Annotated in this window: 10 protein-coding genes; 6 read left to right on the plus strand and 4 right to left on the minus strand. The window is 47.5% G+C overall.

Translation table 11 applies throughout. The annotated features are described in order from the left end of the window. Nucleotides 1-95: 95 nt before the first annotated feature. The 3 genes from ACUZ8J_RS16515 to fkpA all read right to left on the minus strand — a co-directional run bounded on the left by ACUZ8J_RS16515 (nt 96) and on the right by fkpA (nt 4,688). A complete protein-coding gene (locus ACUZ8J_RS16515) occupies nt 96-551 on the minus strand; it encodes a hypothetical protein (protein WP_446694387.1) in 456 nt (151 codons plus the stop codon). A 128-nt stretch (nt 552-679) separates the two neighbouring features. Continuing rightward, nucleotides 680-3,292: an extracellular exonuclease ExeM gene (gene exeM / locus ACUZ8J_RS16520; RefSeq protein ID WP_446694388.1), complete on the minus strand. Its 2,613-nt coding sequence runs from the start codon at nt 3,290-3,292 to the stop codon at nt 680-682. Nucleotides 3,293-3,917: 625 nt separating this feature from the next. Continuing rightward, nucleotides 3,918-4,688, minus strand: a complete 771-nt coding sequence (gene fkpA, locus ACUZ8J_RS16525; RefSeq protein ID WP_011716036.1) for an FKBP-type peptidyl-prolyl cis-trans isomerase — start codon at nt 4,686-4,688, stop codon at nt 3,918-3,920. Between the two features lie 154 nt (nt 4,689-4,842). On the opposite strand from fkpA, the gene ACUZ8J_RS16530 reads away from it, so the two are divergent. From ACUZ8J_RS16530 to pepN, 6 genes are all read left to right on the plus strand, one after another. Beyond that, nucleotides 4,843-5,793, plus strand: coding sequence for a WD40 repeat domain-containing protein (locus ACUZ8J_RS16530; protein ID WP_446694389.1), 951 nt, complete (start codon nt 4,843-4,845; stop codon nt 5,791-5,793). A gap of 9 nt (nt 5,794-5,802) precedes the next feature. Next, nucleotides 5,803-6,015: a SlyX family protein gene (locus tag ACUZ8J_RS16535; protein WP_011625380.1), complete on the plus strand. Its 213-nt coding sequence runs from the start codon at nt 5,803-5,805 to the stop codon at nt 6,013-6,015. Nucleotides 6,016-6,077: 62 nt separating this feature from the next. Next, nucleotides 6,078-6,623, plus strand: a complete 546-nt coding sequence (gene def, locus ACUZ8J_RS16540) for a peptide deformylase (protein WP_446694390.1) — start codon at nt 6,078-6,080, stop codon at nt 6,621-6,623. Continuing rightward, the gene (locus tag ACUZ8J_RS16545; protein ID WP_446694391.1) at nt 6,620-8,020 is read left to right on the plus strand and encodes a COG3014 family protein; all 1,401 of its coding nucleotides are present in this window, start codon (nt 6,620-6,622) and stop codon (nt 8,018-8,020) included. Before def ends, ACUZ8J_RS16545 begins: the two co-directional genes overlap by 4 nt. A gap of 67 nt (nt 8,021-8,087) precedes the next feature. Then, a complete protein-coding gene (gene lpoB, locus ACUZ8J_RS16550) occupies nt 8,088-8,681 on the plus strand; it encodes a penicillin-binding protein activator LpoB (protein ID WP_007645693.1) in 594 nt (197 codons plus the stop codon). Nucleotides 8,682-8,922: 241 nt separating this feature from the next. Next, on the plus strand, nt 8,923-11,556 hold the full coding sequence (pepN, locus tag ACUZ8J_RS16555) for an aminopeptidase N (protein ID WP_446694392.1): 2,634 nt from the start codon (nt 8,923-8,925) through the stop codon (nt 11,554-11,556). Nucleotides 11,557-11,603: 47 nt separating this feature from the next. Here pepN and ACUZ8J_RS16560 read toward each other — a convergent pair whose 3' ends face one another. After that, nucleotides 11,604-13,136: an EAL domain-containing protein gene (locus ACUZ8J_RS16560; protein ID WP_446694393.1), complete on the minus strand. Its 1,533-nt coding sequence runs from the start codon at nt 13,134-13,136 to the stop codon at nt 11,604-11,606. Nucleotides 13,137-13,359 lie beyond the last annotated feature (223 nt).

The raw sequence follows: 13,359 nt of genomic DNA on the forward strand, positions 1-13,359 counted from the left end.
AAGAAAACCAGCTAGCAGTTTACTAAGAAGTGACTGAAGTTCAACACATAAGCATTGGCTAATAACAGCCAGATAATGGCAAGGAGTCACTACGCCTAAGTTAACCAATGCTTTGTGACACCAAAACGACTAAACCAGGCTAAGAATATTCCCCACAGGATCACCACGCTCGGCATCATAAGGGCATCGCTCCCCAATACTGCAGCCGCCTGCTGAATACTAAATACATAGCCCATTTGCACCAATATGGCGACAAGAGACGCGAGCAACATTTTATAAGAAAAGGCTTTTTTAACGAGTAATAACAGACAACCTATAACGCCAGAAACCACCGCAAACCCAAACACACAGTCGAGCCAGGCGGGTGTCGATTCATAGAGCTTTATTTGATCTGGGCTCATTTGCGCCATGGCCTCAGGCGTCATGGTCATTTGGATAACAAATGCCAATAAGCCCATGATGTTCCATAACAAACTGATGAATGCGACAAAATAAAACCACAGTGGCGCTTTTGCCACGCCGATTGCATGGTCGGAGCCAGTCGCTGCCATGTCCGCTCTCCTTGTGATCAAGGTACATAAAGTCCCACAACAACAGTGCCATAAAAAAGGGATGGTAAAACCATCCCTTAGCTTTGAGTTTAGCTCACAAACTCAGTTGTGAGCGTGCAATCACTCGATTAACGGCGACGGCGTTGCAGGCCGAATAGCGATAGCAAGGCTAAGCCTAAGTATCCTAATGCACCACCATCATCCTTGGGTTTTGGCTCAGGTTTTGGTGGCTCAACAGGCGCAGGGTAGCTTAATGCCACAATCACTGGATCATGGTCAGAGGCTGAGAAAGCATTCTCAGATTTGGCCAGTGCGCCAGAGAATTTTTTGCCGTATTCGAACAGGTTAGATTCAACCGAGTTGATATGCCAATCTTCGATATCCACTAAACGCTTAGCAAGACTAGTATTTGCTAAGGCATGGTCGAGGTTACCTAACTCACCGTTGTAGCTGTATGAGTAAGTACCAGCGCCATGGGCCTTAGTATTGAGGTTAACTAGGCCATAGCCCTTCTCAATCTTGCTACCTTGGCGCTCAAACACTTTGCCATTTAAGGTGGTCCAAGAGGCGGTCATAATATCTCTGTCAGACTTGCTCGCATCGTAGTCGGTCAATACGCGGATAGGGTCTTCCATGCCGTAGGCATTCATATCACCAATCACCAGCAGATCGCCTTTAACATCTTTCAAAGCTTCGCCAAGCACTTTAGCCGCTGACACGCGGAAGGCGTTACACTTGCCCTGTTGATCGGCAGGATCGACTGACTCTTCGAAGTTGACCCAATCTTCTAGACAGCCTGAACCTTTAGATTTTAGATGGTTAACCACAACGGTTAAGTTTTCATCATGGATCTTAAAGGTTTGCGCTAAGCTGTGACGTTGATAAGCATCGTTACCTGGGTTGGTCTCAGTTTTACCGTCTTTAGTGCGAGTCACACTGCCAGCGCTAGCGTGTTGTTCTGGCGTATCAATAGTACGAGCCGCACCCGCTAAGCTCACTTTGCCTGCGCGGTAAAGCATACCCACTGTAATGGCATCGCTACCGAAGTACTTACCGTCGTATTTATCTTCATCGGTGATTTCAACGAAACTATAAGCGTTTTCAGCAGTTTGCTTCTCGTTTAAGGCATCAACTAAGTTCTTAATTGCGCTCTTTTCACCAAAGCCGTTGTTAGCGATTTCCATTAAACCGACGATATCGGCGTTCATGGCGGTGATAGCGCTAACGATTTTCGCGCGTTGCAGTAACATTTCCTCTTCGGTCAAAGCGCCGCGGTTACTGCCCGATGGGTTAGTGTCACCACCGACAACATCGTTGAAGAAGTTCAGTACGTTAAAGCTAGCAACACGGATATCGCCCTTAGTTGCAACCGAAGGTGCGTCGGTTCTGTCATCACCACGGATAAAGTCACCAGCGGTAATGGTGTTAGTTGCCACTAAACGGTAGGCACCATAGCTGTAACCAATCACCCCTTCAAGATTAGTCAGTTGGTCACCCACACGGATATAACCGGTTTCGACGTTAAAATCAGGGAAGTAAGGGATAACACCATCGGCTGGCTTGTAGTCAGACTCGATAAACAACTGATTTTCAAGGTTAGATTTAACTAAAGCTGTCGCTTCTGGAGATACTGCAGGATAAAGCTGAGTTGGCTTCATCAACGGCGCTTTGTAAGACACCAGCATATTATTACGACGGCCAGCATAATCGTAGCTGAAGGTACGACTGATCTTCAGATCGCTACCCGCATCCAGTTTCACGTTCATGCCTTCGTAGCGCTCTAATGCCTGCGCTAAGGTTTCGCCATCGGCCACATAGAATGGCGCAGCAGCAGGGACTTCACCCTTGGTACCGACTTCGAATTTCTTGTCGGTTTTGATATCGATTTGGGTTAAGCCGAAGTATTCCTTCACCTTACCCTGAACGCAGACCTCAACCCCAGGTTGAATCGCTTCTGGTGGATTCTCACCTAAAAACACGAACACACCGTCTGAGGTGTATGGCGAGTTATCGCCCTTCACTTCTTGAAGGTAGAAACCTTTGAATAAGCTCTCGCCACGGGCAGTCACTACACCGCGAACAGTCACTTCAGTTTCAGACTCGAATGCGCCAACTGGAACATAAGGGCTAGACTCACCCGCGCCTTGGACTTGATAAATAGGGACGATTTTCGCGCCGCTGCAGCTAAAGACTGGTGTTTCTGGCTCTGCTGCACCTTCTAGCGAACCTAAACCGGTGAAGGTGTCCTTAGGTAATTGTTCCCATTGGGCAGGATTAAAGACAGTGTTAGCGACTAATGCGTCGAGTTTACGCTTAAGGGTGACATCGAGCCCCCAACCAGTCGGCGTTGGCACGTCACCGATAATATCGACCACAGCGCCATCTTTAACTAAGGCAACCGCATCGCCACCGTTAAAACTTAAAGAACCCGAAAAACTATCGACACCTTGAGGAAGGGTAATGACTGCGCTTGAGTTTAAAATGACTTTTGTCGATTTTGGCGCAATGCTTTGTCCATCTAATACCTGCATATCTAAGGCATCAGTGGCGCCATCTTTATAACGAACGAGTTTATAACCCGCCAAATCAATTGCCGTATCACCGCTGTTATATAACTCGATAGCTTTGTTGTTTGAGCTACCTTCAACATATTCAGTGATCATCACATCAGCGCTTGCCATCATTGGCAAAGCTGCGGCCACAGCTAAAGATATAGCCGTTAACTTATTAACATTATCCATATTATCAACCCCATTATTATAATATCGCCGCTAATTTTTATTAACGTGCGGGCGAATTATTCCAGAGTTGAATTGCTAAAAAAAGAGGGGAAGATCTCACTATGCACGCATAAGATATTGATGGAAATGAAATTTTACAAACAAAACTGTCTTTTATTCAGAACAGTGATATAACACAAAAGTATTAAGCAGTAAGAAAACAATAAGTAAGATAAAGACATCACAGTGATATACCAGAGTGAAATCGAACAAATAACAATCAAAAAATAAATGTGATATTTTGATGACATTTTTAAGTACACCATCCTGAATAATATAAGCGTTTTCGATAATTTAAATCATCGCAATTTATTTAAAACTTAATTATTCGATCATTATTTTGAAATATTATTCGTTGAAAAACGAATACTCCTTATCCGTCTTTTAAACGCTAGCTCGATTTAAAAAGCTTGGCAGTGGGTCATTTGCGAGATGGTATAAAACGGGTAAACAAACTCCTCCATGATTTTATTTGTATCGATTGCAGCACTGCTTAGTCATTTCGAGTGCAAAAAATACCGCCCTGTGTGGGGCGGTATTTTATCAGTGAACGACTTAACCCAAGTTAAGCCGTTATCACAGTAAATTACTTTTTAGCAGGCTCAGCAGCAGGAGCAGCTTGTGCTTTCTCAATTGATTTCAGTTCAACTTCAAAAATCAGGGTTGAGTTTGGTGGAATAGTACCAGTATCGCGGTCGCCATAAGCTAAGTTTGCAGGGATAACAAACTTGTACTTAGCACCGACAGGCATTAACTGTACGCCTTCGGTCCAACCGGGAATAACGCGGTTTAATGGGAACTTAGCCGTTTGACCACGCTTGTATGAGCTATCAAACTCAGTACCGTCAAGCAGTGTACCTACGTAATCCACTTCTACAGTGTCTTCAGCCGCAGGCTTGTCACCAGAACCTGGAGTTAACACTTCGTATTGCAGACCCGATTCAGTGGTCACTACGCCAGGCTTAGCTTTGTTTTCCTCGAGGAACTTTTTACCATCCTCGATGTTTTTCGCAGCAATGGCTTTAGCTTGTTCTGTACGTTTGTCGTTTAACTTTTTATCTAAACCTTGAAGAATGGTTTGCATTTCTTCTTCAGTTAATTTCAGTTGATCATTCAGACCGTTAGTAAAACCAGTTACGATCAGCGCACGGTCAACTGGCAGGCCTAATTCTTCTTGCTCTTTGATATGGCCAGACATATAACGACCGATTGAAGCGCCAACACTGTAGGCTTCTTTTTGTGCTTCAGTCGTTAATTCAACATTTGTGCTTGCGTTTGTTGCTTTTTCTTCTTGATTACAAGCAGATAGGCCAATAACAGCCAATGCAACTAACGATAATTTATAAATCGATTTCATTAAAGCTTCCTCAGCATCCTCAAGCGGTTACAATAACCTAAGCGCGACAACTGTATACTAGTTATCTGGGTTATACCAACTAGATTCTGTTATGTGTTAACTGTGATTAATCTCACTCTACCGGACTAGAGACACCAACTTTAGGAGCAAGTTCATGAAGAAAACCCTACTGCTGGTATTTTGCACACTTTTTTTAGCGGCATGTCAGCCCAAAGCCGATGATATTCGAGTCATTTCACAGGAACCCTCATACAGCGCGAGCCTCTCTAGCGACGGCAATATCGCCATTGTCGCCACCCAAAGCCAAGGGGTGCAATGTTGGGACTTAACCACCCACAGCCTCAAGTACCAATGGGTGCATGGCGATCTGAATACCGGCGTCACGGCCACCGCCATTTCCCCTAACGGTGAGTTCGCCGCATCGTTAAGCCGCGATTCAGTTGCCCTATGGACAATAGCCGACGGCAAATCCCGAGGATGGTGGTCGCTGCCCGCCTCGGGTGAGAGTGTCGCCGTGGCGAATAATGGCGCCCTACTCATAGGCTTAAACGATGGCAGTGTGATGTCACTCAATGCGGCCAAAACGGCATTGATTAAATTTTTAGGCCATAAGGAAAGGGTGAATACCGTCGCGCTTTCCGCCGATGGACGCATTGCCCTCTCAGGCTCCAACGACATGCAGGCTATCCTGTGGCAGGCGCAAACGGGGCAGCCAATCCACACTTGGGATATAGGAAGTCGGGTGACTAAGGTGGCACTCAACGACAGTGGCACATTAAGCTTTACCAATGGCAGTATCAATGAAGCGAAGATTTGGGATAACACCAATGGTAAGCTATTAAATCAATTAGAGATTAAACGCAGGCAAATGACCTTCTCGGCGGTGCGTTTCGCCCAGCAAGACAGCCAGCTGCTCACAGGGACGCCCGCGCGCGAAGTCATACTCTGGCAACGCCAAACGGGTAAACCTATTGCTAAGTGGCAAATTGCGCTGACTAAAAACAGCCAAAACCGAGGAGCCGTTGTATACTCTGTGGCAATTCGAGATACCAATAAAGTGGTTAGTATCAGTAGCCAAGGCTTAGTCGAGACTTGGCAGGAGTAGAGGTTAGTCATGCAAGGCGTACAAGAACAGATTGAAGAGCTGCAAATGAAAATGGCTTTTCAAGAGCTCACGGTCGAAGAGTTAAACCAAGAGGTCATTAAGCTGAACCAGCTCATAGCCCATCAGCAACATCAAATTCAGTTATTGATTGGTAAATTAAAAGCGATGGAACCCAGCAATATTGCGACCCAAGCCGAAGAAACGCCGCCACCCCATTACTAATGTGATAGCGGATAAGCCCATCCGTTAACGACACCATGGCCCATAAATATCCAAGGAATGCGATGTTTAAAGATGCGATATCACCCACACCCAGTCAGCCACTGCCTATTGCCGTGGTGGGTGAAGCCATTTTAAAAGAGCAAGCCATTGAAGTTCGCGACTTCGATACGGCCTTGAGTCAATTAGCAGAGCAGATGGCAGTGAGCATGGAGGCCGCTAAAGGCGTTGGTATTGCCGCACCGCAAGTACACAGCCCGCTGGCACTGTTTATCATGGCTTCTCGGCCGAACGAGCGTTACCCCGATGCGCCGCTGATGGACCCCGTTGTGGTGGTCAACCCAGAGATTTTGTCTGCCTCTGCGGATTTAGTCAGCAGTGAAGAAGGTTGTTTATCGGTTCCCGGACAAAGGTTTACAATTTGGCGCCACCAGCAGATAGTAGTGCGCTATCAAAACCTGGCAGGACAATGGCAACGCTCTGAGTTAACAGGTTTTATTGCACGTATTTTTCAACATGAGTTTGATCATCTTCAGGGGATCACTTTGCTTGAGCGTTCACAAATGCCAGAACAAAAACACATGGCGCGAGAAGGTAAACCACAGGCATGAATAGCACCTTCATTCACTCTTTAATCAGACCCACACTCAGCACGCTGATGCTCGCCGCGATCTTAGGCTCGAGCGGTTGTGCCTATAACAGTATTTTTATCAATTATCCGGCGCAAATTGCACCGATAAAACAAGAACTCAATACCGCAACGCCCATGGCGGATATCGAGAAATTAGCCAGCAATATCCAAGGTAATGATGGCCTACTCTACGCCCAAGAAGCGGGACGTGTAGCGCAGGTTGCCGGAGACTTTGCCAGCAGCCGTAAGTACTACCAGCAAGCGGTCGAGGCCTATACAGCCTTCGATGATAAAGCCAAGATTAGCGCCAGCGACATAGGCGCAACCGCTACAAGCTTGGTATTAAACGATAATGCCATCCCCTACCGTGGCCCAGGCTACGAGCGCATTATGCTGCACCAATATCAAGCCTTGAATTACCTGTTCAGCGGTGACTATCAAGGCGCCTTAGTGGAAGTTCGCCGCAGTAACGAGCTGCAAAGCTCTGAGCAGGAGCGTTATCAGAAGTCACAAAAATCCGTGCAGGCCATGGCCAATGGCACCATAGATGCCGAAATGAATAAGCTCGGCCAAGCCGCAGGCACGGTAACCAGCTCCTTCCTCAACGCCTACAGCTACTACACGACGGGGTTGCTCCACGAGGTTTTGGGCGAGCCAAACGATGCCTTTATCGACTATCGTAAAGCGGCACAAATCAGCCCGGATAACACTTATCTGCAACAGGATTTAGTGCGTCTTGCCAAGCAACTCGGCATGCCACAGTACGATGAGTTTAAAAAGCGCTGGGGCGATGCCAAGTTTCCCAAGGCGGGCGAAGGCCAAGTCATCCTAATGGTCGAAAAGGGCTTTGTACCTGAAAAACAAGCGCTCACAGTGCCCTTCACTATCCATGGCAACTGGCAAACCGTGTCTCTGGCCACCTATGGGCCGAACAATAGTGTTGTCGCCGAGACCCAAGTACAAGGCTTAGGTACAGTGCTGAAAACCGAGCCCATCGCCAATATCGATGCCTTAGCAATTAACGCACTCAAGGAAGATTTACCCGGCACCTTGGTACGACAAGTCGCGCGGGTGTATGCCAAATCAGAAATGGCCTATCAGGTCGAAAAAAGCGGTAAGCCCGGCAACAATGCCGCCGATATTGGCAGTATCGCCATGCAGATTTTTAACGTGGTCAGCGAACAGGCGGATCGCCGCAGTTGGTTGACCCTGCCAAAACAGGCGCAAATTGGCAGACGTTACCTCAATCCCGGGGAATACACGCTGCAGTTGGACAAGGCTCCACCGGCCAAAATTGAAGTTGCCGCAGGCAAGACCACCTTGGTCTGGGCAATTGATACTGGTAATTACACCCGAATTTATTCAATAATCATTTAACCTAGCGGTGAATGTTTGAATAAAACGAGTGTCATTAAGTTTTTACAATCACAAAATGGAACTGACTATGAAACAATTTAAACTGATTTTTGTGCTGGCTGCCGTAATGGGTCTGGCTGCATGTCAATCGAAAGTCGAGTATGGCGATGCCACAGAAGTGGAAACCGTTAACGAAAACTTTGGCTCAACGGATCTGCAAGCCATCGCCGCTAAGATGGTCGATAGCATGATGACTTTCCCACCTATCGTGGCTATGACGGCGAACAACCGCCCAATTTTGTTTGTCGATAGCATCAAAAACAAAACCTCTGAGCATATCGATACAGAGTCTGTGACCGACTCTATCAGCAACAAGTTACTGCGCTCAGGCAAGTTCCGTTTTATCGACATGACAAAGGTAGATTCAGTTCGTAAGCAACTGGATTACCAAAACAATACCGGTATGGTTGACCCATCAACCGCCATCAAGTTTGGCCGTCAAATCGGCGCCCAATACATGCTGTATGGCAACCTGTCTAGCATCGTTAAGCAAGATGGCAGCACCAAAGACGTTTACTACAAGATGACTATGCGTCTGATGGACTTAGAAACAGGCCTGATCGAATGGTCTGACGAAAAAGAAATCCGTAAGACTAAGTCTAAGTCTTTCTTAGGCATGTAATCCCGCTAAGCCCCATGGGCTAAAGCCGAAATACTCAAAAAAAGCCAGCATTTTCGCTGGCTTTTTTTTACATTTTTAACATTGGTTATCCCAGCTAAATAAGGTAGTGTACTCGGCCAAAATACCCAGCATGGGTGCCGCTTTCAAATGGGGATAAGTTTACTAGGCCACAGAGCCTAAACTTACCAGCCTGCGCCGCATCCAAGCCATAAATAAAGTAAATCGTTGAAGGATTGAAGTCGTGAATTTGTTCAAAGCCAGCCTAGTTGCCATCACCTGCTCGGCACTCATGTCGTGCGCCGTCCAAAGTCCGTTAAATACGGGCCCAAGGGATGCAAGCCCCTATATCAGCCAATATCAGGCAAGCTTACGTTCACAGGTGATTTCGAATGTGCATTATGAGCTGGATTTTCAACTGACTGGCGACACTGAGTTTAGCGCAACGACTAAGGTCAACTTCAATCTCAGCGAAGTGCCCAAGCAATTGAGTCTCGATTTGAATAAAGCACAAATTAAGCGCTTTTTGATCAACGGCACCGCGGTTTACCCCAACTACAACGGCGCCTATATCAGCCTGAATACTCGTTTGCTGTCCTCGGGTGACAACACCATTGAAGTGCAATTTACTCGCCCCCACAGCACCAATGGTGAAGGCTTGCACCGTTTCCAAGATCCCGTCGATGGCAAAGTCTACCTGTATTCACATTTTGAGCCTGCCGCTGCGCAGCAAATGTTTGCGGTGTTCGACCAACCCGACTTGAAAGCCAACTATAAAATCAGCGTGACCGCGCCGAAAGACTGGCAAGTGATCAGCACCATGCGCGAGTCCTCAGTCACACCAGCTGGGGCCATGAATCGTTGGGAGTTTCCTGAAACACCTAAGTTAAGCCCTTATAACTTCTCGATGCATGCAGGTCCGTACCATATGTGGCAGGACAACTCTGGCCGCTATCCGATGCGCCTCTTCGCGCGCCAATCGGTGGCGAACCAAGTCACGCCAGAGGATTGGTTTACCTATACCAAACAAGGCTTAACCTTCTTTGATGCCTATTTCGGTATTCCTTATCCCTTTAAGAAGTACGACCAACTCTTAGTGCCTGATTTCCTCTACGGCGCAATGGAAAACGCTGGCGCCATCACTTTCGCCGAAGATCGTTTCCTCCACAAAGCCGCTATGACCGCCGAGCAAAAACAAAGCTTAGCCGGCGTTATTATGCACGAAATGGCACACCAATGGTTTGGCGATCTGGTCACAATGAAGTGGTGGAATGGTTTGTGGCTAAACGAGAGTTTTGCTTCCTTTATGGGTACGCTCGCGACTCAAGAGGCCACCGAGTTCACCAATGCCTGGCGCAGCTTTTACGCCCAAGGCAAACAACGTGCCTATGAGCAAGACAGCCTAGTGACAACGCATCCCATCGAAGTGCCCGTGGCGACCACGCAAAACGCCTTCGATAATATCGATGCCATCACCTATCAAAAAGGCGCCTCGACCCTCAAGCAGTTGCGCCATTTACTCGGCGATCTAGTGTTCCAGCGAGGCGTGAGTAACTACTTAAAGCAATACAGCTATCAAAATGCCGAGCTAGATGACTTTATCAATAGCCTAGCTAAATCGGCGGGCCGTGACTTAAGCGCCTGGACGAAAGATTGGCTCTACAGCGCAGGGGTTAACACTATTAAGGCCGAATACCGCTGTGACGGTAACCGCATCAGCGATTTTAGCCTGTTGCAGTATCCTGCAAGCAGCGAGTTGCCTACACTCAGGGAGCAGAAAGTCCAAATCGCCCTGTTCACTAAGGGACGCTTCGATTTAAGACATGAGACCACGGTCGCCGTCACCTATAAGGGTGAGCGCACCGAGGTGAAACAATTGGTCGGCGAGCGTTGTCCAGATTTGGTTTACCCCAACTACGATGACTGGGGCTTTGTAAAGGTGCAACTCGATGACAAATCCTTCGACACCGCTAAGCAACAGTTAAGCCGTGTTACAGATCCACTGCTGCGCTCCATGCTGTGGCAAAGCCTGTGGGACAGCGTGCGTGAAGGCAACCTGAGCCTAGATCAATACTTAAGCACAGTGTTCGTCAACGCCCCTGCGGAAAATGACTACACTGTAGTCGGCCAGATTATTTCGACTCTGCTGCGCAGCAAAGAATACCTCGCGCAAATCGCGCCGATTCAGCAAAACTATGCTGAAAATGCGGTCAAAGGCTTAGCGCAAATGAGCCTTCGCAAAACCATGGAGAGCCGAGGCGACAATGACTTCCAGCGCCGCTGGTTCAATGCCTATATTCAGTTAGCGGGCGATCGCGACAGCTTGCGTCACTTAGCGCAATTGCTGGATGGTACAACCAAAATCAAGGGCTTAACCCTAGACCAAGATCTCCGCTGGGCCATCATCACTCAGCTGAATCGCTATGACTTCCCAAATGCGCAGCAACGTATTACCCAGGAAGCCGCCCGCGATAACTCGGATTCGGGTGAAAAGGCCGCATTGGCCGCACAGGTTATCCGCCCAGAAGCCGCTGCCAAACGTCGCTGGTTGAGCAAAGTGCACACCGACGCCCTGCCGTTTGCCAAACAGCGGATCATCATGGAAAACCTCTATCCTGCTGAACAGAAACTGCTCAGCGCCGCCACCGCAGAAGAGCGCCTCGCTAACTTGGCGGACATGGATAAGAAAGGCCCTGTGTTTATGCGTAGCTACAGCCGCAACCTTATCCCAACCGACTGTAATTACACCAGTATTGCCGCCTTGGATAAGGTATTAGATACCCAAACAGGATTATCAAACCTAACGCGCCGCACGCTGTTAGAAACCCGCCAAACCGAGCAACGTTGCGTGCTGATCAAAAATAAAATGACCCATTGATAATGGCTCATTAAAAAGAGGCTCAATTGAGCCTCTTTTTGATCGGGTTACTCGATACGCCGAGAAGGCAATTCTTGGTAGAACTGCAGCAACTCTTCGAGCGCCAAAGGTTTAGCGTAAAAATATCCCTGATGTTGATAAACCCCTTTCGCGGCTAAGTACTCCACTTGCGCCTGAGTTTCAACGCCTTCGGCCACCATATCCATATGCGACTCACGGCCAAAGGCGATAATGGCATCGAGTACCGCGCCCTTTAAATCCTGCGTGCCTATGGTATCGGTAAACATCTTGTCGATTTTGATGCTGTTAATCCCTAGCCGCTGCAAATAACTAAAACCACCAAAGCCAGTGCCAAAATCATCCAATTTAAAGTCATGGCACAGGGGTAACACCGCCTTCATTTCGGCGAGGGCCAGCTCAAATTGGGTGATGGGCTTACGCTCAGTCAGCTCAAAGGCGATGCGCTTAACCCTGTGATCGCTATGGCTGGAGAACCATTTGCTCAATAACCCCGACTCGAGCTGCTGGGCGACGATATTAACGCTGACCCAGCCTTTGAGCTGAGGCAAGTCCTGATATACCTGCTCGAGGATAAGATCGGTGATCGGCAAAATTAAGCCCGAATCTTCGGCGTAGGGAATAAACTGATTAGGTTGAACGAGCACGCCATCGAATCGGCGCCAGCGGACTAACATCTCTTGGCCGACGACCTCTCCGGTGCGGCAATCTATAATCGGTTGATAATAAGGAATAAACTCTTTTCGACTGATGCCTTTTTGGATAAGCATCCCCAGCGACACCCGCGCCGATTGCCAATTCCAATAAAAAATCACCGCAAGGAAAGACACTATCAAGGCAACCACAAATAGCACAACGGCTACGTGTGAGGCTTCTCGCCAGTAAAGCGTATCCCCCGCCCTTAAGGTCAAGGTCACATCTAATACGTTGATATAACGAGAGTCCTCAATAAATACGTTCTCTGTTTCTAGCCGCTCAACGCCCCGCTCGAGGGAAGAAAGGCCTTGATAACCAACCAATAGTTGATAACAACCTAGGCACAGATTTGACAGGGTTTCGTTATAGACAGAGCTATTGGTGAGCACCACTAACTTTTGCTCGCCCAAATGGAACACATAACCAATGCTGCGAGCCCTATCGTTAGCCGCGACTGTCGTGGCAATATCCACTCGATGTGAATCGAAATATAAACTTCGAGAGCGGTCGAACTGATAATTAACCGGAGGCCCTATATTGGAGCATTGCTTGCCGTCTACCAATTCTAACTGAATAAAACGAACGATCGCGGGGCTTAAGGATGGGCTATTTAGCAGCGCGATATCGTCGGTATCGCAGGTAAAAGATAATTCGCTGAAGGCCTGCGCGACATTTGTCGCTTCAAATCCATCGAGTCCATTGGCAAACGAAGTCGCAATAATATCTAAATCATCGCTGAATCTTTTTTCCATGCTGTAACGGGTCAGCCAAGGTTGCATCGCACATGCCAGCAGTATGGGCAAAATAAAGATAAGGCTGGTATGTAACCAGGGATTAAGGCTCCAGCGAGGAAAATTCCATTTCATATTATTCCGCTCATTTGCATTCATCAGCACTGATTTGTACTAACTTACTGTTATATCAGAGTATGCCTTATATCCGATGAAAGCTGTGCAACAAATCAAATTAGTCATCTTACAGGAGTAAACTCCTATTTGGGCAATATCGCCAATTTACCAAGATGACAGTCAATCCGAGGTGCTGCCAATTTAAACACATTAAAAAATTGGCAACTTATCAATTAATGCT

The organism is Shewanella sp. Koi 1, assembly GCF_052907445.1.